Raw genomic sequence first — 24,421 nt, forward strand, 5'->3', positions numbered from 1 at the left:
TATGAATCAGCTAATAAAAAACCTCCAAATTAAAAATGAAGCAATTGCGACACCAGAAAGAATCGAAATGATCATATAACTAATGGCTAAGGCTTTTTTCATTTTATTGTGCTTAATTGCAAACAACATGACGTTATTTGTGGCTATCAGAAATAAAATAAGCATGACTAATACACCAATGATATATGCTTTAATAACCATGTTTCCTCCTCATACATTCGTGATCCCATACTACTACTACTTCTTCATATTCCGCCGGCATCCCTTCTCATGTTCAAAAGAAGAAAAAACACCTTTCCATCTCATCAGATAGAAAGGTGTTTTGATTAAACGGATTTCCCCGCAGCCTTCAGCGCACGGGAGCCAATATCACGGCGATAAAATAGACCTGGTTGAATGATGTCTTCAACCGCTTCATATACTCTTGATCTTGCCGCTTCAAATGTGTCATCAAATGCAGTGACATTTGCTACACGACCGCCATTTGTCACGAATTGATCGTTTTCCTTTTTCGTGCCTGCATGGAAGGTCACCACATCAGAAACAGTTGTTTGCAAAGCACCGATCGGCGTGCCTTTTGCATAGTCCTCTGGGTACCCCTCTGATGCAAGAACCACACTGACAGCGGCTGTGTCTTTCCACTGTAAGTCCACATCTTTTCCATCAAGAATATCGAGGAATACTTGAACTAAATCCGATTCAAGACGAGGGAGCACAACCTGCGTTTCAGGGTCGCCAAAGCGTGCATTGAATTCAATGACCTTCGAGCCTTCTGGTGTCAGCATTAAGCCTGCATATAAAATGCCTGTAAACGGACGTTCTTCCTGCACCATCGCACGAGCCGCCGGCTTTACCACTTCTTCAACTGCTTTTTGCACCACTTCATCTGAAATTTGTGGAACCGGAGAATAAGCCCCCATGCCGCCAGTGTTCGGTCCTTTGTCATCTTCAAATGCACGTTTGTGATCCTGCGCGATCACCATCGGGTACACCTTTTCTCCATTGACAAAGGCCATCAGTGAAAACTCTTCTCCTGTTAAAAATTCTTCAATGACAACAGATGCACTCGCATCCCCAAATTTTTCATCCTCTAAAAAGTCATGCAGACAGTCAATGGCCTCTTTAAGTGTCATGGCAACTGTCACACCTTTTCCTGCTGCGAGACCGTCTGCTTTAATGACAATCGGTGCGCCCTTTTCTTCTACATATGCCTTCGCCTCTTCAAACGCTGTGAAGGTTGTATATGCGGCTGTCGGGATATCGTAATTTTCCATTAAATCTTTTGCAAATTCCTTTGACCCTTCAATGACCGCAGCTTTTGCATTTGGTCCAAATACCTTTAGACCTGCTTCTTTAAATGCATCGACCACACCTGCAATTAAAGGAACCTCTGGTCCGACAATCGTTAAGCCGATATCGTTTTCTTTTGCAAAATGAATTAACGCCTCATGATCACCTTCGTCGATCGGTACAAGGCTTGCGACACCTGTCATTCCATCATTGCCAGGTGCGACAAATACTTGGCTGACAAGCGCACTTTGATTCACTTTCCATGCGATGGTATGCTCTCTTCCGCCTCTGCCGATAATTAATATGTTCACACTGTCATCCCCTTAATGTTTGAAATGTCTAACGCCAGTGAAGACCATGGCGATGCCGTATTCATCTGCCTTTAAAATCGATTCTTCATCACGAATCGATCCGCCTGGCTGAATAATCGCTGTTACACCTGCCTTTGCAGCAGCTTCTACTGTATCGCCCATTGGGAAGAAAGCATCAGAGCCTAGTGCGCTTCCTTTTGCCTTTTCACCTGCTTGCTCAATCGCAATGTTAGCCGAGCCGACACGGTTCATTTGACCAGCGCCGATACCTGCTGTCATTTGATCCTTCGCAAGGACAATGGCGTTTGATTTGACATGCTTGACGACTTTCCAGGCGAGCTTTAAGTCTTTCCATTCATCTTCAGTTGGTTCTCTTTTCGTTGGAATAGAGATCGTTGCTTCATCTAAGCCATAAGTGTCGATATCCTGAACGAGTAGTCCGCCATGGACACTCGTCAGCTGCTTTTCTTTTTTCTCGAGATCCGCTTCTACATCTAGTGTTAATAAACGAAGGTTCTTTTTCGCTGTTAACACGTTAAGCGCTTCTTGGCTAAATGAAGGAGCAATGATAATTTCTAAGAAAATCGTATGCAAAACTTCAGCCGTTTGTTTGTCTACTTCACGGTTAAGCGCAACAATGCCGCCGAAAATAGATGTTTCATCTGCTTTGAATGCACGGTCAAATGCCTCTGCAATGTTTTCCCCTGTACCAGCACCACATGGGTTCATATGCTTCACAGCAACAGCTGCTGGCTCCGAGAATTCACGTACGATTTGAAGAGCTGAATCGGCATCTTTGATATTGTTGTAGGAAAGTTCTTTTCCATGTAATTGCGTCGCTGTTGCCAAAGACCCTTTGCTTGGAAGCGCATTTTCATAGAAAGTAGCCGCTTGATGCGGGTTTTCTCCATAACGAAGGGATTGTTTTTTCTCAAACGTGACAGTGAACTGTTCTGGCTCCGTTTCGCCAACATAGTTCGTTAAATAATCCGCAATGAGGGCATCGTAAGCAGCTGTATGACGGAATACCTTTGCCGCAAGCTCACGTTTTTTCTTAAGCGACACGCCGCCTTCTTTGATTTGCTGAACCACTGCATCATAATCACGAGGATCCACAATGACAGTCACGTCTTGATGATTTTTAGATGCAGCACGAAGCATTCCCGGCCCCCCAATATCAATGTTTTCAATCGCTTCTTCATACGTCACATCGTCTTTTGAGATCGTCTCTTTGAATGGATATAGATTCACGACAACAAGATCAATCGGCTGAATGCCGTGCTTTTCAATCTGTGCCATGTGCTCATCGTTTTCTCTCACTGCTAATAGACCACCATGAATGGTTGGGTGAAGTGTTTTGAGTCGTCCGTCCATGATTTCTGGGAATCCAGTCACTTCAGAAATCCCAATGACTTCAATACCGTTCTCTTGAAGAAGCTTGTGTGTACCTCCAGTTGAAATCACTTCAACGCCAAGTTCTGTTAATTCTTTCACAAAAGGTACAAGATTCATTTTGTCTGAAACACTGATTAATGCGCGTTTGATCGTCATGCCTTTGTCACCTCATCTAAGATAATTCTAAAAGTGATTTGATCACTTTTGGATATAGTGTGTGTTCTAGTTCGTGCATTCTTTTTTCAATCGATTCAAGGTCTTCCCCTTGTTCAATATGAATTGCAGCTTGTTCAATAATTGGTCCGGTATCCATGCCCTCATCGACATAATGAACGGTGATTCCTGCCACTTTGACCCCTGCTTGATAGGCTTGCCCAATGGCATCAAGCCCTGGGAATGCTGGAAGTAAGGAAGGGTGAATATTTACGATTTTCCCTCTGAATGCTTCGAGTAATGTCGGCCCAATCAGTCTCATATACCCAGCGAGGAAAATCCATTCCACTTCATGCAGCTTAAGCTGTTCAATAATGGTTTGTTCAAAAGCCGCTTTACTAGGAAAATCTTTAGGCGTAAAAGCAAAGGACGGAATGCCCTCTTTCTCTGCCCGCTTCAGCACCTTCGCACCCGCTTTATCACAAATCACTATGGCGGCCTCTGCCTGCCACTGCTCTTCTTTTAACGTATCAATAATGGCTTGAAAATTTGTCCCGCTTCCAGAGGCGAAGATCGCAAACTTCTTCATGAGAGACTTCCACCGCCGAAAGTGACGCCTTCTCCTTTTTGAACTCGTCCGATCAGAAATGCTTTCTCCCCGTCTTGTTCAAGTCCACTGATGACATCCACTAAATGATCCTCTTTTACTGCTAAGACAAAGCCGATACCCATATTAAACACGTTGAACATCTCTTCTACCTTCAATTGTCCTTTTTCCTGAATAAAAGAGAAAATAGGTGGTACTGGCCATGAGCCGTTATCAATCTCAATGCCAAGCCCTTCCGGCAGCATACGTGGTAAATTCTCAATAAAGCCACCGCCTGTCACATGTGCCATGCCGTCAACCTTGCCGGCTTTCACTTGTTTGAGAACTGGCTTTACATAGATTTTCGTCGGTTCAAGAAGCTCTTCTCCAAGCGGTCTTGTAAAAGGCTCATATATTTGATGAAGGTCAAGACCGGCGTCTTCGAGCAATACTTGGCGTACAAGAGAGTAGCCATTACTATGAATCCCACTTGAACTGAGTCCGATCAACAAATGTCCCTCTTTGATGCTGTCTCCTGTTACGATTTCATTCTTTTCAACGACTCCTACAGAAAAACCAGCAATATCATATTCTTCTTCTGAGTAAAGACCCGGCATTTCTGCTGTCTCTCCGCCGACAAGTGCTGAACCAGATTGCTCGCATCCATCAGCCACACCTTTGACAATCGATTCAATTTTCAAAGGATCTGCTTTTCCGACTGCTAAGTAATCTAAGAAAAAAAGCGGCTCTGCCCCTTGTGCAAGCACATCGTTAACACACATAGCAACTGCATCTACGCCGATTGTATCGTGCTTATCCATTAAAAAAGCAAGCTTTAATTTCGTGCCAACACCATCTGTTCCTGAGATAAGGACGGGCTTTTTGTATGGCAGCTCAGATAAATCAAACATACCGCCAAAGCCGCCTAGAACGCCCATTACTCCTGCTCTTTTTGTACGTTCTACGTGTGTTTTCATTCGTTTGACGGCTTCGTATCCTGCTTCGATGTCGACACCGGCGTTTTTATATGCTTCTGACATCCCATTCACTCCTTTTAGCTGCTTAACTTCCATTTATTGTCGGCAGAATGAAAGAGCAGCATATCAAATCATCTTGACTGCTGCTCCATTATTCGATTATTTCGTCAGGACTGTTTCCTTCACATGCGGAAGGACAGTGTCTTCATAAATTTCAGTCGGGTATTTTCCAGTAAAGCATGCTAAGCATTGACCACGCTGCGGATCATCATACTTTCTTCCAATCCCGTCCATTAAACCGTCTACAGATAAAAATGCAATGGAGTCTGCACCGATTTCCTGTCTAATTTCTTCAACTGAATGAGAAGAGGCAATTAGCTCTTCGTGTGTGGACGTATCAATTCCATAAAAACACGGATGAGAAATTGGCGGTGAACTAATGCGTACATGTACTTCAGTTGCCCCCGCTTCTCTTAGCATCGTGACAATTCGGCGGCTTGTTGTTCCGCGTACGATGGAATCATCCACCATGACGACACGCTTTCCTTCGACAACCCCGCGCACAGCAGACAGCTTCATTCGCACGCCCTGCTCACGCAATGATTGAGACGGCTGAATAAATGTCCGGCCGACATAACGGTTTTTAATTAAACCAAGCTCATATGGAATGCCTGTCGCTTCGGCATAGCCAATCGCTGCAGAAATACTGGAATCTGGTACACCTGTCACGACGTCTGCTTCCACATGCGCTTCTTCTGCAAGCTTCTTGCCAAGATTCTTTCTCGCACTATGCACGTTGATGCCGTTGATGTTGCTGTCAGGTCTTGAGAAATAAATATATTCCAAGCTACACATGCTACGGTTAATGTTCATAGAGAAGCGCTCAGATTTCAACCCTTCATCATTCATGATCAGCATTTCGCCAGGCTCCACATCTCTTAAATACGTTGCGCCGACGACGTCAAATGCACATGTTTCAGAAGCGACAACATAAGCGTCTCCAAGCACACCAAGTGAAAGTGGACGTAAGCCATTCGGATCAAGCGCCACGATCATTTCTGTTTCCGTCATAATTAAGAAAGCATATGCTCCTTTAAGCATAGACAGAGCATTTTTGATTTGATCCTTCAAATCAACATACCCACTGCGCTTGATTAAGTGAGCCAGCACTTCGGTATCAGAGGAAGTTTGGAAAATGCTTCCCTGGTTCTCTAGCTGCTGCTTTAATTGCGTTGCATTCACTAAGTTCCCATTATGAGCAAGGGCAAGACTGCCGTTATTTTGCGAGCGGAAGAAGAGGGGCTGCACATTTTCAAAGCCGCCTCCGCCTGCTGTCGCATACCGAACGTGTCCGATCGCACCTTTTCCCGTTAAATCCTTTAGCTCACCATTTTGGAACACTTCCGTAATCAGTCCAAGGCCTTTGTGTGACGTCAGGTTTTCACCATCTGTTGCAATGATTCCCGCACCTTCTTGTCCTCGGTGCTGAAGACTATGCAATCCGTAATATGTGATTTGCGGGGCTTCTTTGTGCCCCCAAACCCCAAAGACACCACACTCTTCGTTTAAGCCTCTGATTTCAGCAAGCATGGGATCGCTCCTTTCCATGCACGTTCAAGTTCGTTGACCGCTGCATGAATCCATTGTTGTCCTTCTTGATTTTTGACGGCCAATACACCATCATTTGTGACCGTTCCGACTTCTTTCGCATCTTTCACAGCCGCAGCAAATGCTTCACGGTTTTCTGGTTTAACTGTTACGACAAAACGTGACTGCGATTCACTGAATAATGATGCTGCACTCTTTAGATCGATCTGGATATCGGCGCCAAGACCGTCTGTTCCAAACGTACTTTCAGCAAGTGCTACACCAAGACCGCCTTCAGACACATCATGTGCTGATTGAACAAGTCCGTTTTGAATCGCTGCTAGAAGGGCTTCTTGACGTGCAAGTTCTACATCCAAATCAATTTCTGGCGCTTTTCCGTAGATACGGCCTTCTGTCATTTTTTGAAGCTCACTGCCTGCAAATTCTTCCTTCGTTTCACCAATGACGAAAATCACATCGCCTTCCTGCTGAAACGATTGAGTCGTAATATGAGCTGTATCTTCAACCAAACCAACCATTCCAATGACTGGTGTTGGGTAAATGGCTGTTCCATTTGATTCATTGTATAAAGAGACGTTACCACCGATCACCGGCGTGCTTAATGTGCGGCAAGCTTCGCTAATACCGTCAGCAGACTTTTCAATCTGCCAGAAGATTTCTGGTTTCTCAGGGTTACCGAAGTTCAGGTTATCTGTCACTGCAAGAGGACGAGCGCCTGAGCAGACAATGTTACGTGCTGCTTCTGCCACTGCAATCTTACCGCCGACCTCTGGGTCAAGATAGAGATAACGTGCGTTACAATCTGTTGTCATCGCAAGGGCTTTTTTCGTTCCACGAATTCTTAGAACACCTGCATCAGAGCCCGGTGCAACGACTGTATTTGTCCGAACCATGTAGTCGTATTGATCATAGACCCATTCTTTACTTGCAATCGTGGGCTGCTGAAGGAGCTGTTTTAACGTATCTGCTGCATCTGTCATGTCAGGTGCTTCGACTTTTGTTTCTAAGAACTCACGATAGTATGCAGGCTCACTTGACGGCTTGTGATAAACCGGTGCTTCTTCTGCAAGTGCATCAACAGGAAGCTCACAAACCACTTCACCTTGATGGATTAAACGAAGCATTTTATCGTCTGTCACATGACCGACTGAGATAGCTTCAAGATCATATTTTTCAAAGATATCGATAATTTCTTGCTCACGGCCTTTTTCAATGACCAAAAGCATTCTCTCTTGAGATTCAGACAGCATCATTTCGTATGCAGACATGCCAGTTTCACGCTGCGGAATGAGGTCTAGGTTCATCTCAATACCAGAACCTGCTTTACTTGCCATTTCCGCACTTGAGCTTGTTAAACCAGCTGCTCCCATATCTTGAATGCCAACGAGCGCATCATTTTTAATGACTTCAAGGCACGCTTCAAGCAATAGCTTTTCCATGAACGGATCTCCTACTTGAACAGCTGAACGCTTTTCTTCTGATTCATCAGAAAATTCTTCAGAGGCAAATGTGGCGCCGTGAATCCCGTCACGTCCAGTTTTGGCACCTACGTACATGACCGTATTGCCAACACCTTTGGCCTGCCCTTTTTTGATGTCCTCATGGTTGATTAATCCAACACACATCGCGTTGACGAGCGGGTTGCCTTCATAACTTTGATCAAAATGAACCTCTCCGCCGACTGTTGGAATACCGATACAGTTTCCATAACCTGCGATTCCTGCCACTACTTCTTCAAACAAGTACTTCACGCGCGGTGAAGTCAGTTCACCAAAACGAAGAGAGTTTAATACAGCAATTGGACGCGCACCCATAGAGAATACATCACGGATAATCCCGCCGACACCTGTTGCTGCTCCTTGATACGGTTCAATCGCAGAAGGATGGTTATGTGATTCGATTTTAAATACAACGGCTTGGTTGTCTCCAATATCAACGATTCCAGCGCCTTCCCCAGGACCTTGAAGAACATGTTCTCCTTTTGTCGGGAACTTGCTTAAAACAGGCTTTGAGTTTTTATAACTGCAATGCTCAGACCACATAACAGAAAAGATACCTGTTTCTGTGTAGTTCGGCAGCCTGCCAATAATAGATTCGATTAAAGCGAATTCTTCATCACTCAATCCCATTTGCTGATACAATTTCTCTTCTTTAATTTGCTTGTGACTTGGTTCAAGCAGTAGTGACATGAGTGTCCCTCCAATTTTTCACGATAGATTGAAACAACTTAAGTCCGTCTGGGCTGCCTAGTAATGAATCAACCGCGCGCTCAGGGTGCGGCATCATGCCGAGTACATTGCCCTGCTCATTCGTTATACCTGCAATTCGATTTGTACTACCGTTAATATCATCTCCATAAGTGAAAGCGATTTGGCCTTGTTCAATGAGCTTCGTTAATGTATCTTCGTCACAGTAGAAGTTGCCTTCACCGTGTGCAACAGGAATAGTAATGGATTCGCCTTTTTGATAGCCGCTTGTAAATTGCGTATCGTTGTTCTCTACAATGAGTTCAACTGGACGGCAGATAAATTTCAGGTCTTTATTTCGTCTCATCGCACCTGGAAGAATGCCAAGCTCCTGAAGAATTTGAAACCCGTTACAAACACCCAGAACAGGCTTTCCTTCCTCAGCTGCTTTCTTCACAGCCGGCATGATGTTAGAGAAACGAGCAATTGCACCGCATCTTAAGTAATCCCCATAAGAGAAACCGCCTGGTACGAGTATACCGTCAAATCCGTCAAGGCTCGTTTCGTCGTGCCATACATATTCAACTTGTTCATCTAACTCATTTTGAATCGCATGGTACATATCGATATCACAGTTAGAGCCAGGCAAAACGATCACTGCAAACTTCACTGTGCGATAACCTCCTCCACCTCATAGCGGTAATCTTCAATTACCGTGTTGGCAAGTAATTTTTCACACATTTCTTTTACCACTGTGTCTAAATCACGATCTGATTTTTCAATGACAAGCTCCATGTATTTCCCGATACGGACATCCTTTACTTCCTGATAGGACATGCTGTGCAAAGCGTGCTGCACGGCACTTCCTTGTGGATCAAGAACGCTCTCTTTTAAGCTGACAAAAATTTTCACTTTATACATGTTTATGGCCTCCAAGTCTTTTGAAAATTTCTTCGTATGCATTCGTTAAGCCACCCAGGTTTCGTCTGAACACGTCTTTATCAAGCTTTTCGTTTGTGTCTTTGTCCCAAAGCCTGCACGTATCAGGAGAAATCTCATCAGCTAGCAAAATACGATTCTCGTGATTTATACCGAATTCAAGCTTGAAATCAATTAAATTTACATGGCAATCTGAGAAGATTTGTTTTAACTCTTCATTCACTTGTCTTGTGATCTGTTTCATTTCCTCCACCTGCTCAGGTGCCGCTGCATGTAATATGCAAATATGATCTTCTGTAATGAGCGGATCACCGAGTGCATCATCCTTGTAGTAAAACTCGATTAATGGCTTTTCCAGTTTCGTTCCCTCTGGAATGCCGAGGCGTTTTGACATACTGCCTGCCACAACGTTTCGTACAACCACTTCAAGCGGTACAATTTGGACCTTTTGAATGAGCTGTTCTGTTTCAGAGAGGCGTTTTAAAAAGTGATTGTTGATCCCTTTCTCATGCAGCATTTGAAAGATTAAGCTTGAAATTTCATTGTTCAGTCGACCTTTGCCTTCGATTTCCGCTTTCTTTTCACCGTTAAATGCTGTGGCTGAATCTTTATATTCAACATATAAAATATGCTCGTCATCGGTCTGATAGATTTTTTTCGCTTTGCCTTCGTAGAGAAGTTCTTGTTTCACAGTCATTCAGATCGGCCTCCTAATTTGAATATTGGCAATTTTCAAGATTGGCCACCTAACTAGCAGGCGGTCCATTTCTTACACAAGACCTAGACGCTCGAAAATCATATCGACATTTTTCAAGTGATAGTTGTAATTGAAGCAGTCAGCGATTTGTTCAGGTGTTAGGCGTGATGTGATTTTCTCTTCTGCTTCTACTAAAGAACGGAATGGCACTTGCTTTTCCCATGCTTCCATCGCCTTTGGCTGAACAGTATCATACGCTTCTTCACGTGCCATGCCTGTATCAATTAACGCGAGAAGGACACGCTGAGAGTAGATCAAGCCAAGTGTGCGATCCATGTTGCGTTTCATATTCTCAGGGAAGACCGTCAAGTTCTTCACAATGTTGGAGAAACGATCCAGCATATAGTTTAGTGCAATCGTTGCATCTGGTAAGATGATGCGTTCAGCAGATGAATGAGAAATATCACGCTCATGCCAAAGCGGTACATTTTCATAGGCTGTCAGCATGTAACCACGGATGACACGGGCAATTCCAGTCATATTTTCAGAGCCGATTGGGTTCCGTTTATGCGGCATAGCGGATGATCCTTTTTGTCCTTTTGCAAAGAACTCTTCTACTTCACGTGTTTCACTCTTTTGAAGACCACGAATTTCAACAGCAAATTTCTCAATGCTTGTGGCGACTAAAGCAAGAGTTGCCATGTAATCTGCATGACGATCACGCTGCAAGGTTTGGGTTGAAATTGGTGCAGCTTTGATGCCAAGTTTCTCACATACATATTGCTCAACAAACGGGTCGATGTTCGCATATGTGCCAACAGCACCAGAGATTTTGCCGTATTCGATGCCAGCTTTTGCATGTTTAAAACGTTCTAAGTTACGCTTCATTTCTTCGTACCAAAGAGCAAGCTTCAGGCCAAATGTTGTCGGTTCAGCATGTACACCGTGTGTACGGCCCATCATGACGGTATATTTGTGCTCTTTTGCTTTTTCTTTTAATATATCAACAAATCTCTCAATGTCCTCGAGCAAGATATCGTTCGCCTGTTTTAATAGATATGAAAGCGCCGTATCCACCACGTCTGTAGATGTTAATCCGTAATGAACCCACTTTCTTTCTTCTCCTAGAGATTCAGATACAGCACGCGTAAAGGCAACCACGTCGTGGCGCGTGTCTTGTTCGATCTCTAAAATACGTCCAATATCAAAGCTTGCATTCTTGCGCATCGTCACAACGTCTTCTTTCGGAATAATGCCAAGTTCTGCCCAAGCTTCACAAGCGAGAATTTCTACTTCAAGCCATGCGTTAAATTTGTTTTCCTCTGTCCAGATTGCTGACATTTCTGGTCGTGCGTAACGTTCGATCATTTCCCGTTTCCTCCATCTCTTTCAGTCCATATCTTTGTGATGTTTATCATCCATTCATCTTCGAGCTTTTTCATAAACGTCATATGCCCCATTTTGCGGCCGGCTTTCACTTCATGCTTTCCATATAGATAGAGCTTCGCTTCCTTTAAAAGCTCAGGATGCTCTTTTGGGATGTCCACTTCATCGCCCAGTAAGTTCACCATCATGCCCTCTGATAAAAGGGCTGTACCGCCAAGTGGCAACCCACATATCGCACGAATGTGCTGTTCAAACTGACTGGTCTCACATAAATCGAGTGTATAATGACCCGAATTATGCGGGCGTGGTGCCAGTTCATTGACTAGTAGCTTTCCTTCGTTTGTCAGGAACAGTTCTACAGCAAGCGTACCGACTAACCCCAGCTTTTCAGCAAGTTTCGTTGCCAGCTCCTTCGCCTTCTCCTGAATGCTGTCATCTACCCTTGCAGGCACGATGCTTTGGAATAAAATATTGTGCTTATGAATGTTCTCAGCGACTGGGAATACCGCAATTTCCCCATGAACAGAACGCGTGACGATAACGGACAGTTCCATTTGAAATGGGACCCAGCTTTCTAAAATACATGTTCCATGCGAGAGCAATGCGGCTGCTTCTTGAAGCTGACCCTTCTCTTTGATCACGTACTGTCCTTTTCCGTCGTAACCGCCCCGGCATGTTTTCAGCACGGCGGGCAATCCAATCACGTTCGCTGCGTCTTCTAGCTCCTTTTCATCATGAATGATGCGATAAGGTGCTACTTCACAGCCTGCGTCTACAATCCCTTTTTTCTCGGTTTCACGGTTTTGAGTTAAAAGAAGAATTTCGCTTCCTTGTGGTAAATAGGCCTCTTCCTTCAGTTGATTGAGTGCATCATAATCAATATTTTCAAACTCATAAGTCACCACATCGCTGATTTCTGCTAGCTTTCGAATCGCTTCAAGATCACTATATGCTGCTGTGATTTCTGTATCAGCAACCTGTCCACATGGAGATTGTGTGACTGGGTCTAGGGCAGCTGCCCAGTACCCCATTTGCTTTGCGCTAACGGCCATGTATCTGCCAAGCTGTCCTCCGCCGATAATACCAATGGTTGCGTTTGGAAAAATGGTCTGCTTAGCCAAGCTGATCACTGCTTTCTAGTACAGTCTGTTTTGTTTGTTCTCTTCTTTCTTCAAGACGAGCTGCAATTGTTTCATCAAATGCTGAGATCATTTGTGCGGCTAAGAGGCCAGCATTTGTTGCACCGGCTTTGCCAATAGCCACTGAGGCAACTGGCACACCGCCTGGCATTTGAACGATGGATAATAAGGAATCCAGCCCATTCAGTGCCTTTGATTGAACGGGCACACCAATGACCGGCAGTGTCGTTTTTGCTGCGACCATCCCCGGTAAATGTGCTGCGCCTCCAGCACCGGCAATAATGACTTTTAGTCCTTTACCTCTTGCTTCAGTCGCATATTCAAACATTAAGTCAGGTGTCCGATGTGCGGATACTACCTGTTTTTCATACAGAATGTCTAGTTCCTCTAAGATATCGCACGCATTTTTCATTGTTTCCCAATCAGATGTACTTCCCATGATGACACCTACAAGCGGCTTCATTTTGTCCCCACCTTTAAGCTGATATTCGATTTTGTATCGTTTGACACGCTCCCCAAACCTAAGCAGCATGTCAAACGCCGAACAAAAAGACCCGATTTGTATTGCATTGTTAGGAAGCAACACAAACCGGGCCATGGTAAGCGCTGTTCGCTTTTAAAAAGCCATGTCAGTTTTGTTCACTATCCTGCATAGTCCAGTCATTTATGGTAACTGGGTAGAAACTTATGGGCCATATTCCCAAGATTATATGAGGTTCGTGTTTTGATTTCATGTTTATCTTAACAACGGATGTTCATGATGTCAACGGATTTATCGAACAATCTATGAAGTCGTCGTTCTAATGTTCGGATTTAGACTATTTTTCCTTCAAATACGATTTTTTTCCCAATCGGAATGATCTGAATCGACCCATTTTTCTTCTTTTCCTGAAAGATCGGCTCCTCCATTCGACGGACAGGCGAGTAGCCTTCCTCTGCCATCTGGGACAACACTTGATCAATCGTCATGTTGTCTTCTACATAGAATCTCTTCTTCTTTGGTTTTGCGGTCATTCTTTAATTCTCCTTTTCTTCACAGCCTTCACCCAGAAGCCGCCATGAATCGATTTGGGCTCATATGAGATAATAAACGCCTTTGAATCAAGCGTTTTAATCGTTTCATATAATTGCAGTTCATATTTTCTCGGTGTTAAAATTTGCATCGCTGTCCGGTCTCCTTCAAGACCGCCTACTACCCAGTTGGTGACACCATATCCCTTTTCTCTCAATTGTCTTGGGAGATCTAGATCCAATTCTTTTGTAATCACATTCACAGTAATGTAGCCAAGTGCCAGCTTCTCTTCAATTTTCATCCCGACAATGATCCCAATCCCATAACCTATTGCATATGCAATGACATTTTGTACTTGATCTAAGTTATCGAGTACGATACTTAAACCAATGACATAAATGAGCATTTCGACTGTACCAGCAAAAGCAGCTACGTACCGTCTGCCTTTCATTGTTAAAATCAAACGCATGGTGGAAAAAGAGACATAGACAATGTTAATCACTAAAATGATTAAAACCATGGTGAACGCATTGGATAAAAGTAGTTGAAGCACGATTCGCACCCCCTGCACTAAAAATCAAATAAAGCACCCCATATTCTACTAGAGAACAAACCTTGATACAATCAAATTTGCGCCAGAAAAACACCTATATCTTTCGACAACAAGGGAGGATTGTAATACCAAGAGTGTACCCGTTTTTTCCTCTTCTCAACATGAAAACCTCCTTTTCAAAAAAAGGAGGTTTTAGATTTTTGACAAAGGGCTAAAATGATCTTTATTTTAGCCCTTTGTCTTCTTTTCAGCGTGTTTTATCCAAATCGGACAGGCACAAGTGATGGAATCAAATACTCTCCAACAATGCTCCAGAGCAGTGCAATGATCATCAACTCAACCAATAAAAATACCCAGCCAGCATACATTAAATCTCCACGGACGGCTTTATGCTCTGATTGAATCGAGCGAAAGAGCACAACTGCAATCAACTGAAGACCGAAAAATATCATCATGGATAAAATAACTGTTACATATGGAATATTCAGTATGGAAAACACAAGCCAAAAGATAGATAAAAGAAGCACCGGCACAAGCGCCGCTCCAAACTTCATAATGACTTCTTTCAGCGATATGTTTCCTTTCAACATGTACTTGCTGAGCACCCAGACCGTAAGCATCATCAATGTCAACAGGATGAGTGTAAAGATAGCTACATTCAAAAAAGCTTCACCAAAGGAATAATGAATGCCAAAGCCTAATAAACGGGTCTTTGATGCCTTTAATTGAACATAGTTGCCTAAAGCAAAAAACACGCTGAATAACACAATTGAAATCCAGGCATACTTCATGCGTAATGTTTCCGCTTGATTCATGCCTTGACTCGGGGATTTTAACATCGCAAGTCCATATGAACCATAACGCTGAAACGCACCGCCTACACTTCTCATTATGCGCTGAATGGCTGAACGCTCATCATCATGTGCTTTTGAGGTTCTTCCTCGTTTTGCAGCGCTGCGGCTGAGGCGAGATTGTCTTGTTTCTTGATCTATTGATGGCTCTTCATTTTTCATTTCAGGTGTGACTTGCTCTTGATCTTTCTCTAACACCTCATATCAACTCCTATCCCAACCCAATCCGAACAAGCTCAATGAAGTGACCTGTCCGGATGACTCCTAACTAAAGTAGCGGAGTCTCTCGATTCAGTCAAGATTCCTTGACCTTCATACGATTAGACGGATAAAAGGCAGCAGAGGTTTTAAAATGGCAAGAAAATAAGACAAAACAAAAAACAGCAGCTTCCATGAGCTGCTGCTTCAGCGTGTAGACAAACCCTTTGTCTACAATTAATGATTTAAGAAAGCAAAATATAGAATAAAGATGACAAACAATCCGTACATAATTGGATGTACTTCTTTTGCTTTTCCTTTAAAGATCATTGTAATGGGATAGAAAATGAAACCAATCGCAATCCCTGTCGCAATGCTGTATGTGAGTGGCATCATAATCATCGTGAGGAAGGCTGGTACCGCAATTTCAAAACGATCCCATGCAATCTTTGCAAGCGGTGCTACCATCAATACCCCGACAATGATCAAGGCAGGTGCGGTCACATTCGACGTGACGACAGATAAAAGTGGTGAGAAGAACATCGCAAGCAAGAAGAAGATACCTGTCACGACTGCTGCAAAACCAGAACGAGCACCAGCTGCAACACCTGAGCTAGATTCAACATAAGACGTCGTGGTTGATGTTCCAAGGACAGAACCTACAACGATAGAAGAAGAATCCGCTAGCAGGGCTCTTCCTGCACGCGGCAGCTCATTATTTTTCATTAAACCAGCTTGTGTTGCAACAGCCACAAGTGTACCAGCTGTATCAAAGAACCCAACGAACAGGAACGTTAAAATGACAACAAGCATTTGGATCGAGAAGATCTCTGGTAAGTGAATCAAGGCTTGACCAAAGGTCGGAGATAAACTTGGAATACTTCCTACAATTTGAGATGGTATTGGCACAAGACCAAAAATCATCCCTGCAATAGCCGTCACAAGCATCCCAATGAAGACACCTGCATTCACTCGAAGAACCATTAAAATGACAGTTACAACAATACCAAACACCGTTAACAGCACAGGACCACTATGAATGTTTCCAATAGAAACGAGTGTATTATCATTATTGGCGATAATGCCAGAGCCTTGCAGACCCACAAACGTAATGAACAAACCAATACCAGCACCAACAGCCAGCTTCAGATCAGCCGGAATGGCATTGATGATTTTTTCACGGAGACCTGTTAAAGAAAGTGCAACGAAAATCAATCCTGAAACAAAAACACCTGATAATGCCGCCTGCCATGAGATGCCCATGCCAAGAACGACCGAGAAGGCGAAGAACGCATTCAGCCCCATACCTGGTGCAATCGCAATCGGATACCTGGCGATCAATCCCATCAGGAAACACCCTGCTGCAGAAGCTAACGCCGTAGCTGTAAAGACAGCCCCCTGATCAATTCGTAATTTATCTGGAAAATCCGGTACTGCCACTAAAGCAAGTGTGATCGGATTGACAAACAAGATGTAAGCCATCGACAAAAATGTCGTTAAACCGCCGATGATCTCTCTGCGATAATTCGTTCCTAACTCATCAAACTGAAAAAACTCTTTCAAAGCCAACTGACTCCCTTCATGTCCTTTTGCTTTTGTCTGTCCCATTCACAAGTCAAATAAAAAACGCCCCAACAGTTTGGGACGCTTGACTACAAGTGTGAATTCAGACGTGACATAAAACAAGAACAATGCATGATTTATATCAAACGAGTGTGAATTGACGTAGTCAAGCCATTTACGGTAGCTTGGTAGAAACTTGCGGGCCATATCCCCGCCATTATACGACTTCTATCTATTTGATTTCTGTGTCTATTGTACCAACTTCATTTTTAAAACACAATACGAAAAGCGAACATTTTTCAAAGAAATGTCCGCTTCATTCGTCTTATTAAACGAAATTGGAAAATCGTATCTAGTTCTTTATATTTCTTGTCTTGAATTAGAAAAACATTCGAAATCGCTAAGAAACTCAGAGTAAGCATCAAAATGAAAGCGAATGTTCCCAACAGGGAAAATCAAGGTATAATCTCTCAAAAATTTAGCGCATTACTTTTTAATTATTTCAATACGGTACAATTTATCTTCATTAAAGAAAAATTCTAGGAGAAGTCGTTCATCTTTATCTTGATATTGAATTCCTGTCTCATACCCTTCTACAAACCAAAGATTTTTGTATTCTTCCCCATACATTTTTATTACATCCTGAAACGTATCAAAAATCTTAATACCTTTTGATGTTTTAATTTTTTGGTCTTGTGATTGGTTAGTAATGGAGATTATATGATCATCTTTATTAGATGTTACTAAAAAATCCCCATGCTAGTCCCTAGTCTTATAGCTTGAAAAATCTCATCTAATTCTATTCCCTTAAAAACGTAAAAAAAAGCTTTGATCCACTACTTGGCGGTGCCGGAAATAATAACAAATGATTGCTATAGAACTAATAACGAATTCATCAAAGCAGCTAGGCTGGCTAACCCGCCAATCCAGCTCAAATATGTGATCTTTGTATATTGTATAATCACGACGCCAATTGACGATCCGAGCATCATGCCAATGTTCATGATGGCTGTATTAAAGCTGAGCACGGTTCTGATGCTTGGGGTTTGAGGGAGATGAGGTGTAATTGTTTCGCTGGTGTTGTGGTCCACGTAGCGATTCCCCATATGGCCAGAGTGCAATAAAAGCAGAAATTCCTAAAACGATTAATGCGATACTTGTTATAACAGATTAATAATATACACAAATTTAGTTTTCTATTCCTTAAAAGAAGAGTTTGTAAAATAGTAATTCCATGCATTTTACTAATTCTAAATAAAACAAAAACCTGCTGAAAAACTTCTTGGCAGGTTTTTTGGCAGGAAATTATTTAATTTTTAGTGTTTGTTATCCGTTTTACATTCCAAGAAAACGCTGTAAAATAGGCTTTCTCACTTCAATTTAGAGTGGCAATTTACTCCCACTCAATCGTAGCAGGCGGCTTACTCGTAATATCATACACCACGCGGTTAATATGCTTTACTTCGTTGACGATACGAGTTGAGATCTTCTCAAGCACATCCCAAGGGATTCTTGCCCAGTCACTCGTCATACCATCAATAGAGGTAACAGCACGGATACCAATTGTGTAGTCGTATGTTCTTGCGTCACCCATGACACCTACGCTGCGGATGTCTGGGAGGACCGTGAAGTATTGCCAGATGTCGCGCTCAAGGCCGAAGTTAGCAATTTCTTCGCGGAGAATCGCATCAGATTCACGGACGATTTCTAGTTTTTCTTCAGAAATTTCACCTAGTACACGGATACCTAGTCCTGGACCTGGGAATGGCTGTCTCCAGACGATGTCGTCAGGAATGCCTAGCTCTGACCCTAAGGCACGGACTTCATCCTTGAATAGGGTATTGAGTGGCTCAATCAATTCAAACTGCATGTCTTCTGGAAGACCGCCTACGTTGTGGTGAGATTTGATTGTTTGTGCCGTTGCTGTTCCGCTCTCAATGATGTCTGTGTAAAGTGTTCCTTGTGCTAAGTAGTCGATTCCTTTTAGCTTGTCCGCTTCATCATCGAATACATAGATGAATTCGTTCCCGATGATTTTACGTTTTTGCTCAGGATCAGACACACCTTTTAACTTGTCTAAGAAACGATCTTTCGCATCTACTTTAATCACGTTCATGTTGAAACCTTCACTAAATGTTTTCATAACCCCTTCTGCTTCGCCTTTACGAAGAAGACCGTGGTCAACGAAAATACATGTCAGCTGATCGCCGATGGCTTTGTGGATCAATACTGCCACAACAGATGAATCCACACCGCCGCTTAGTGCGCACAATACTTGTTTGTCGCCCACTGTTTCACGGATTTTCTGCATTTCGATTTCAATGAAGTTCTCCATGGACCATTTGCCCTCACAATCACACACACCGAAGACAAAGTTTTTCAATAGGTCGTTCCCGTACTCAGAGTGACGAACCTCTGGATGGAACTGAACGCCATAGAAGTTTTTCTCAGCTAAGCTTATCGCTGAGTTTGGACAATGTGCACTTGTTGCATCCACTGTAAAGCCTTCTGGTACTTCAACGACAAGGTCACCATGGCTCATCCAAACCACTTGCTTATTCGGAAGGTCTTTGAATAAAGCAGGAGTTCCGTTAATGTGGATATCTGCTTTCCCATATTCACGCTGGCTTGCCGCCTCTACTTTCCCGCCGAAATAGTGAGTCATCAGCTGCATGCCGTAGCAAATGCCTAGAACCGGGATGCCTAGATCAAAAATCTTTTCATCACAGCGGAAAGATCCTTCATCATAAACACTGTTCGGTCCACCCGAAAGGATAATTCCTTTAGGCGCCATTTCTTTAATTTTTTCAGCAGTTAAATTGTGAGGATGAAGCTCACTGTACACACCAAATTCACGAATACGGCGTGTGATCAACTGATTGTACTGACTGCCGAAATCGAGAACCAAGATCATTTCATTTACTAAATTTGTCATGGTGTCACCTCTATATCCAATATAGTTTTTTTATAAACGCACAGAAAAAATGAGAGGAGAAAACCTGCTCTCAGTGTGAAATCACGCTTTTGAAGCGCCCAGACTCATATCCGAACGCTTCAATTTCATGTATTTTAGAAGGTTTTAATATTCACCTATTCTAACAACAGGAAGGTACGCGGTCAAGACTATCTCTTGTTTATTAAATTTTCCCATAACTTTGCGGATTGCCGCCAAAGTTCTGACGCATCTTCTCGTCGATAAAACGCCCGCTCATAGAGCTGCGTAAGCTCTGACATGTGATGATCTCCATCGTTGCCATCTATCAAAGAAGCAAATTCTCTTAGCGTCATACCTGGCTTTTTTTCAATCCCCCTGCGCTTCAGCTGCTTTAGTAAGGAAGCATACGCATAGAAAAAGGCTTCCTCATCTGGCAGACGTTTCACCTTTCGAACAATGAAGAATAGCAGCCATCTTGCCCTGAATCGATACAGCATCCAGCTGATGAACCCAAGAAGGGAGACAGCACCTGCAACATATCCCATGATCGAACCAACATACACCATACTTGACTTTGTTTGAGCTGTTTGTTCCTTTGGCTCTGCCTGTTGCTCCTCCTGCTGCCGTGGCTGTTCTGGCTGCTGATCTTCTCGTGCATCATCAAACGTAGGCTGATCCTCGTCTTCCTTTTGATCATCCGTTTGATCGCTAGCAACAGCTTCATTTGTAATTGTCTCTGGGTTCATAAATCCTTTTGTCGGTTCAAAGGTCACCCAGCCCCGGTTTGGAAAATAGACCTCTACCCATGAATGTGCATTGTTATTGGTCACTTCATACACACTGTTTCCATCGATTTGTGTTTCATATAACTGACCAGACGTATATCCTTTCACCCATCTCGCCGGAATACCGATCGAACGAAGCATCACAATCATAGAGGTTGAAAAATTATCACAATAGCCGATCATCGTTTTAAATAAGAATTGATCCACATAATCTTCATTACGTCCAGGCACAGCGACATTTTGCGTTTCATATGAAAATTTCGCAGATTCTAAGTAATCCTCAATCGCTTTTGCTTTATCGTACATATTATCCTTTGTTTCCGTTAAGCTGTTTGCCAATGTTTTCACACGCTCTGGCAATGAGGATGGAAGCTGTAAATAAACACGTCCAACCTGCTGATTCACCTGCTGCTTAGTCGGCACTTTAATCTGCTGTAAATCCTCAAGGATAAATGTAGGTGATAAAAAGCTAATTTGATAGTTCCCTAAATTTTTAGGCGGGTTTTGAATAGACGGCACAATTTTTTCCGTCTTGCCCATCATTTGCAGCGGGATGTTTTCCATTGGCGTCAGTGTGATCGTACCAATCGGATAAACGGCATGATTAAATCGATAGTCAGGCTCCATATCGACTCTCGTTTCATGAACCTCTGTTTTCACACGCTCGGTAAACCATCGATTTGGGACATCGTCGTCTTTTAATTGAGTAGGCTTATTATCATTTGAAGCATCCTCCCAGCCTTTCCCCGTGTAAATGCTTTTTGTTTCTACACGAAAATAAGAAGGCTCCTTTCCGCTCCATTTAAATACTGGTGTGCGGTCCTCACTAAACGGCCCACCAAGATACGAATCGTCCGTACTATATCCCACCTTATTCTGCCCTGCTGTTCCATCTTGATTCGTGACCGCCTTAAAAAACGGTACAGGGTCAGGCCATTTCGGTTCAGACTTTGGCAAAGAAGCACCGATTAACGCTGATACGAGGACAAGCGCCAGCATGGGCAAGAACCAGTGAAAACGCGCTTTCTGTGACACCCGCACACCTTCAGCCGAACGCAGTCGATCGAAATACAGCAATCCAAGCAAACAAAAGCCAAACACCATAATTCGAACGATAGCAAAGGTCGCGTCATAAGGTGTAAACGTATCAAGGATTGTGACATACACAATCGTCATGAGTAAAAAGAAAAAGATGCGCTGCTGATAGACGACCCAATAATGAAGCAAATACACAAGCAGCCAAAGCAAAATATAAAACAACAATGTGCGGAAAGACGGATACATGTCACTCCACATTCCCATGCTCATTATAGTGATATTATCTTTGATATCAGCAAATAAAGCAGCCGGATAGCTTGTCTCTAATTGATAAAAGATCAAATATAAGGCAAGTAGAATAAGTCCAGCACATATAGGAAACGTCACATACCACTTCAGACGAAAGAAAGTGAACAAACTCGTAAGCCCTATAAAAATAATGAAATAAGACGTATGACTCGTCTCTGTTAAATCTTGAAGCGGACGAAGCCACTCCCAAAGCAGCAGAAATGCTACACAATAATAGAAGAACAACTCAAAACGACTCTGCCGCTGATGAGTATGCAGCATAAATGTTTGTCACCTCACAATTCTTTCATGCAACCGGTCTTCAAATAAAAGTGTGGTGCGTATTCCAGAAGCTTTTAACCGGTCTACAAGCTGTTTTTCTTTTGCCGTCAATCGGTCAACGGCTCTCTTCACTAAAAGAACGGTGATGTTCTTTCTGTTTCGATTTCCAAGAAGACTGGCAGCGAGCTCTTCCTGCAAATGACCCGTTACGACATATTTTCCTGTGTGCTGGTATTCACTCATTGCTAACGATTTCAATTCTAATAATCGAGAAGGCCGGTGCTGCACCCTTGTTAAATAATAGAGCATGTCCTGTAAATGCAGATCTCCTTGGTTCACACGAAAGGCATGCTGATCTCCAAGAGGAACGAGACCTGCCGGCATCCCTTTTTTGACAGCCATTTGGAGAACAGATGCCGCAATAGACACCACTGTCTCAAAAACGGCTTCATCCGTAAAATCAGCAAATACGACAAGATCCTTTGTCTGATTCTGTTCAAACTCCTTGGTCATCAGCTGACCTCTTTTGGCCGTCGTCTTCCAGTCCACCCAAGCAAAACGGTCTCCTTGCTGATATTCACGCACACCTGTTGTCACATTGATCGGTTCATTTACCCATGAGTGAACCGCTTTATCTCCATTTTCATTCACTGACTCAACAGATTCAACCGGAAAATCCAGTACCTTTGGATAGACGAGGAGCTTTTTTTCTAACGGAATGATCACCTCTTTTTCAACAAAACCAAACATATCGCCCGTTTTGATTCTGATCGCTGTCAAATGATGCTCCCCCCGCACGATATCATTCAATTGATAAGAAAATCGCCACGTTTTCCGAAACCACGGGAACAGCATTTTCTTCATTTCAATCTGTTCCTGCAAGTGGAAGGTGTCCGGCGAATCCTCAATAATGACGTAAACATACGGAAATGGATTCGACCGCTTGATTTCAAGGTCAACATACAACATTTCCCCCGCCTTCAACCTGGTATGCTTCAATGTCCTTTTGGCTGTCGCGCGAAGCGGAACAAGCGCAAACAGCAAAGCATACAAAGCATATGGTAAAAATGTATAAAAAAGGAACCAACTCACAAAGCCCCCCTGAAACATGGCATAGCAAAAGGCTGCCGTAGTGAGGATTACGAGCATAAAAACCCGTAACCATAATGAAACAAATAAACGGTCACGTGACTTCATTGAGTCATCGACTTTTGAACTGGTACGCCAATATACTCAAGCATCTGTCGTAGCAGTGTCTCCGCCTTCTTCCCTTCATACGTCGCTTCTGATGTCAAAATCATTCGATGCGGCAATGTATAGGGCGCCAAATACTGCACATCATCTGGAATCACAAAATCCCGCTGATTCAAAAGCGCATATGCCTGCGCTACCTTCATGAGTGCAATCGACCCCCTTGGACTCACACCTAAATAAACGGAGGGGTGATTTCTCGTTGCTTGGGCGATTTCCACAATATATTCTTTAATGGATGCATCCACATGTACTGTCTGTACGGCTTGCTGCAAAGCATGGATATGCTCCTTCGTTATCACGGCTTGGAGCGTGTCGATCGGGGATTGCTTCTCTTGCAAGTTGAGCACCTCTAGCTCCTCCAGCATGGTGGGATATCCCATCTGCAGCTTGAATAAAAAACGGTCCATTTGCGCTTCTGGCAGCGGATATGTTCCTTCATATTCCACAGGATTTTGCGTGGCCATGACAAAAAAAGGATTCGCAAGTGGCATCGTTTCACCGTCCACTGTGACACTGCCTTCCTCCATCGCTTCAAGTAGTGCTGATTGTGTTTTAGGAGAGGTCCGGTTGATTTCATCCGCCAAAATAATCTGCCCCATAATCGGTCCTTGCCTGAATTCAAACTCATTTGTCTTTTTATTATAAATCGATACACCTGTTACATCTGAAGGCAAAAGGTCAGGAGTGAATTGGATCCGCTTAAACTCACAGCTAATTGATTTTGCCAACGCACGAACCATCATTGTCTTCCCAACGCCAGGCACATCCTCTAATAACACATGCCCCTTTGCCAATATCGCAACAAGGCTTAATATCGCAATGTCTTTTTTTCCAACCATGACTTTATTGATGTTATCTACAATTTTTTGTAAATCTGAATGCATCGGTTCATCAAATGCCATCCTGATCCTCCTATCACGTTTCCGTCAATTTTCATATAGTCTAACTTTACCATACGACACGCATTTGCATAAACATCCGCACGGCAGAAACGA

23 protein-coding genes and 2 riboswitches are annotated in these 24,421 nt (G+C 43.2%); all 23 genes read right to left on the minus strand.

Annotated features, from left to right (window positions below; translation table 11 throughout):
• Nucleotides 1–6: 6 nt before the first annotated feature.
• Nucleotides 7–201 carry a hypothetical protein gene (locus WAX46_RS03655; protein ID WP_226567501.1) on the minus strand — a complete coding sequence of 65 codons (195 nt, stop codon included), beginning with the start codon at nucleotides 199–201 and terminating at the stop codon, nucleotides 7–9.
• 125 nt (nucleotides 202–326) lie between these two features.
• Nucleotides 327–1,601 (minus strand): phosphoribosylamine--glycine ligase, encoded by a 1,275-nt coding sequence (gene purD / locus WAX46_RS03660; protein WP_226567502.1) that lies wholly within the window; start codon nucleotides 1,599–1,601, stop codon nucleotides 327–329.
• A 12-nt stretch (nucleotides 1,602–1,613) separates the two neighbouring features.
• Nucleotides 1,614–3,152 carry a bifunctional phosphoribosylaminoimidazolecarboxamide formyltransferase/IMP cyclohydrolase gene (gene purH / locus WAX46_RS03665; RefSeq protein WP_226567503.1) on the minus strand — a complete coding sequence of 513 codons (1,539 nt, stop codon included), beginning with the start codon at nucleotides 3,150–3,152 and terminating at the stop codon, nucleotides 1,614–1,616.
• Nucleotides 3,153–3,168: 16 nt separating this feature from the next.
• Complete coding sequence (purN, locus tag WAX46_RS03670) at nucleotides 3,169–3,738, minus strand: phosphoribosylglycinamide formyltransferase (protein ID WP_336493373.1); 570 nt, start codon at nucleotides 3,736–3,738, stop codon at nucleotides 3,169–3,171.
• On the minus strand, nucleotides 3,735–4,775 hold the full coding sequence (gene purM, locus WAX46_RS03675) for a phosphoribosylformylglycinamidine cyclo-ligase (RefSeq protein ID WP_226567505.1): 1,041 nt from the start codon (nucleotides 4,773–4,775) through the stop codon (nucleotides 3,735–3,737). The genes purN and purM overlap by 4 nt, the downstream gene beginning before the upstream one ends.
• A 96-nt stretch (nucleotides 4,776–4,871) precedes the next feature.
• Nucleotides 4,872–6,302, minus strand: coding sequence for an amidophosphoribosyltransferase (gene purF, locus WAX46_RS03680; protein WP_226567506.1), 1,431 nt, complete (start codon nucleotides 6,300–6,302; stop codon nucleotides 4,872–4,874).
• Nucleotides 6,278–8,509, minus strand: a complete 2,232-nt coding sequence (gene purL, locus WAX46_RS03685; protein ID WP_336493374.1) for a phosphoribosylformylglycinamidine synthase subunit PurL — start codon at nucleotides 8,507–8,509, stop codon at nucleotides 6,278–6,280. The genes purF and purL overlap by 25 nt, the downstream gene beginning before the upstream one ends.
• The gene (gene purQ / locus WAX46_RS03690) at nucleotides 8,493–9,176 is read right to left on the minus strand and encodes a phosphoribosylformylglycinamidine synthase subunit PurQ (RefSeq protein ID WP_336493375.1); all 684 of its coding nucleotides are present in this window, start codon (nucleotides 9,174–9,176) and stop codon (nucleotides 8,493–8,495) included. The genes purL and purQ overlap by 17 nt, the downstream gene beginning before the upstream one ends.
• Nucleotides 9,173–9,427 (minus strand): phosphoribosylformylglycinamidine synthase subunit PurS, encoded by a 255-nt coding sequence (gene purS, locus WAX46_RS03695; RefSeq protein ID WP_226567509.1) that lies wholly within the window; start codon nucleotides 9,425–9,427, stop codon nucleotides 9,173–9,175. Before purS ends, purQ begins: the two co-directional genes overlap by 4 nt.
• A complete protein-coding gene (gene purC, locus WAX46_RS03700; protein WP_226567510.1) occupies nucleotides 9,420–10,142 on the minus strand; it encodes a phosphoribosylaminoimidazolesuccinocarboxamide synthase in 723 nt (240 codons plus the stop codon). The genes purS and purC overlap by 8 nt, the downstream gene beginning before the upstream one ends.
• Before the next feature lie 72 nt (nucleotides 10,143–10,214).
• Entirely contained in the window at nucleotides 10,215–11,510 is a 1,296-nt protein-coding gene (gene purB / locus WAX46_RS03705; protein WP_336493376.1) for an adenylosuccinate lyase, read from the minus strand.
• The gene (gene purK, locus WAX46_RS03710; RefSeq protein ID WP_336493377.1) at nucleotides 11,507–12,649 is read right to left on the minus strand and encodes a 5-(carboxyamino)imidazole ribonucleotide synthase; all 1,143 of its coding nucleotides are present in this window, start codon (nucleotides 12,647–12,649) and stop codon (nucleotides 11,507–11,509) included. The genes purB and purK overlap by 4 nt, the downstream gene beginning before the upstream one ends.
• On the minus strand, nucleotides 12,642–13,130 hold the full coding sequence (gene purE, locus WAX46_RS03715) for a 5-(carboxyamino)imidazole ribonucleotide mutase (protein ID WP_226567516.1): 489 nt from the start codon (nucleotides 13,128–13,130) through the stop codon (nucleotides 12,642–12,644). Before purE ends, purK begins: the two co-directional genes overlap by 8 nt.
• Nucleotides 13,131–13,299: 169 nt before the next feature.
• Nucleotides 13,300–13,401: riboswitch (purine riboswitch) on the minus strand.
• Nucleotides 13,402–13,480: 79 nt separating this feature from the next.
• Nucleotides 13,481–13,681: an NETI motif-containing protein gene (locus tag WAX46_RS03720; RefSeq protein ID WP_226567517.1), complete on the minus strand. Its 201-nt coding sequence runs from the start codon at nucleotides 13,679–13,681 to the stop codon at nucleotides 13,481–13,483.
• Nucleotides 13,678–14,232, minus strand: a complete 555-nt coding sequence (locus tag WAX46_RS03725) for a DUF2179 domain-containing protein (RefSeq protein ID WP_226567518.1) — start codon at nucleotides 14,230–14,232, stop codon at nucleotides 13,678–13,680. Before WAX46_RS03725 ends, WAX46_RS03720 begins: the two co-directional genes overlap by 4 nt.
• 257 nt (nucleotides 14,233–14,489) lie before the next feature.
• Entirely contained in the window at nucleotides 14,490–15,281 is a 792-nt protein-coding gene (locus WAX46_RS03730; protein WP_336493378.1) for a hypothetical protein, read from the minus strand.
• 237 nt (nucleotides 15,282–15,518) lie between these two features.
• Nucleotides 15,519–16,844 carry an NCS2 family permease gene (locus WAX46_RS03735; RefSeq protein ID WP_226569338.1) on the minus strand — a complete coding sequence of 442 codons (1,326 nt, stop codon included), beginning with the start codon at nucleotides 16,842–16,844 and terminating at the stop codon, nucleotides 15,519–15,521.
• 143 nt (nucleotides 16,845–16,987) lie between these two features.
• Nucleotides 16,988–17,089: riboswitch (purine riboswitch) on the minus strand.
• A gap of 241 nt (nucleotides 17,090–17,330) precedes the next feature.
• Nucleotides 17,331–17,474, minus strand: coding sequence for a hypothetical protein (locus tag WAX46_RS03740; RefSeq protein ID WP_336493379.1), 144 nt, complete (start codon nucleotides 17,472–17,474; stop codon nucleotides 17,331–17,333).
• Between the two features lie 242 nt (nucleotides 17,475–17,716).
• Entirely contained in the window at nucleotides 17,717–17,935 is a 219-nt protein-coding gene (locus tag WAX46_RS03745; RefSeq protein ID WP_442895655.1) for a hypothetical protein, read from the minus strand.
• A 302-nt stretch (nucleotides 17,936–18,237) separates the two neighbouring features.
• A complete protein-coding gene (gene guaA, locus WAX46_RS03750; protein WP_226569353.1) occupies nucleotides 18,238–19,779 on the minus strand; it encodes a glutamine-hydrolyzing GMP synthase in 1,542 nt (513 codons plus the stop codon).
• Nucleotides 19,780–19,967: 188 nt separating this feature from the next.
• The gene (locus WAX46_RS03755) at nucleotides 19,968–22,172 is read right to left on the minus strand and encodes a transglutaminase TgpA family protein (protein ID WP_226569355.1); all 2,205 of its coding nucleotides are present in this window, start codon (nucleotides 22,170–22,172) and stop codon (nucleotides 19,968–19,970) included.
• Nucleotides 22,173–22,181: 9 nt separating this feature from the next.
• Nucleotides 22,182–23,264, minus strand: coding sequence for a DUF58 domain-containing protein (locus WAX46_RS03760; protein WP_226569357.1), 1,083 nt, complete (start codon nucleotides 23,262–23,264; stop codon nucleotides 22,182–22,184).
• Between the two features lie 101 nt (nucleotides 23,265–23,365).
• Complete coding sequence (locus WAX46_RS03765) at nucleotides 23,366–24,328, minus strand: AAA family ATPase (RefSeq protein WP_226569359.1); 963 nt, start codon at nucleotides 24,326–24,328, stop codon at nucleotides 23,366–23,368.
• Nucleotides 24,329–24,421 lie beyond the last annotated feature (93 nt).

The sequence above is a fragment of the Bacillus sp. FJAT-53060 genome, from assembly GCF_037104745.1.
GTDB lineage: Bacteria > Bacillota > Bacilli > Bacillales > Bacillaceae > Bacillus > Bacillus stratosphericus_B.

What these genes read in the sequence shown, in the direction of transcription:
- WAX46_RS03765 (WP_226569359.1), bottom strand. Translation starts at nt 24,328, where the DNA reads ATGGCATTTGATGAACCGATGCATTCAGATTTACAAAAAATTGTAGAT.
- purS (WP_226567509.1), bottom strand. Translation starts at nt 9,427, where the DNA reads ATGTATAAAGTGAAAATTTTTGTCAGCTTAAAAGAGAGCGTTCTTGAT.
- purF (WP_226567506.1), bottom strand. Translation starts at nt 6,302, where the DNA reads ATGCTTGCTGAAATCAGAGGCTTAAACGAAGAGTGTGGTGTCTTTGGG.
- purH (WP_226567503.1), bottom strand. Translation starts at nt 3,152, where the DNA reads ATGACGATCAAACGCGCATTAATCAGTGTTTCAGACAAAATGAATCTT.
- purB (WP_336493376.1), bottom strand. Translation starts at nt 11,510, where the DNA reads ATGATCGAACGTTACGCACGACCAGAAATGTCAGCAATCTGGACAGAG.
- guaA (WP_226569353.1), bottom strand. Translation starts at nt 19,779, where the DNA reads ATGACAAATTTAGTAAATGAAATGATCTTGGTTCTCGATTTCGGCAGT.
- purL (WP_336493374.1), bottom strand. Translation starts at nt 8,509, where the DNA reads ATGTCACTACTGCTTGAACCAAGTCACAAGCAAATTAAAGAAGAGAAA.
- purN (WP_336493373.1), bottom strand. Translation starts at nt 3,738, where the DNA reads ATGAAGAAGTTTGCGATCTTCGCCTCTGGAAGCGGGACAAATTTTCAA.
- WAX46_RS03740 (WP_336493379.1), bottom strand. Translation starts at nt 17,474, where the DNA reads ATGTATGGGGAAGAATACAAAAATCTTTGGTTTGTAGAAGGGTATGAG.
- WAX46_RS03755 (WP_226569355.1), bottom strand. Translation starts at nt 22,172, where the DNA reads ATGCTGCATACTCATCAGCGGCAGAGTCGTTTTGAGTTGTTCTTCTAT.
- purM (WP_226567505.1), bottom strand. Translation starts at nt 4,775, where the DNA reads ATGTCAGAAGCATATAAAAACGCCGGTGTCGACATCGAAGCAGGATAC.
- WAX46_RS03720 (WP_226567517.1), bottom strand. Translation starts at nt 13,681, where the DNA reads ATGACCGCAAAACCAAAGAAGAAGAGATTCTATGTAGAAGACAACATG.
- purC (WP_226567510.1), bottom strand. Translation starts at nt 10,142, where the DNA reads ATGACTGTGAAACAAGAACTTCTCTACGAAGGCAAAGCGAAAAAAATC.
- WAX46_RS03655 (WP_226567501.1), bottom strand. Translation starts at nt 201, where the DNA reads ATGGTTATTAAAGCATATATCATTGGTGTATTAGTCATGCTTATTTTA.
- purE (WP_226567516.1), bottom strand. Translation starts at nt 13,130, where the DNA reads ATGAAGCCGCTTGTAGGTGTCATCATGGGAAGTACATCTGATTGGGAA.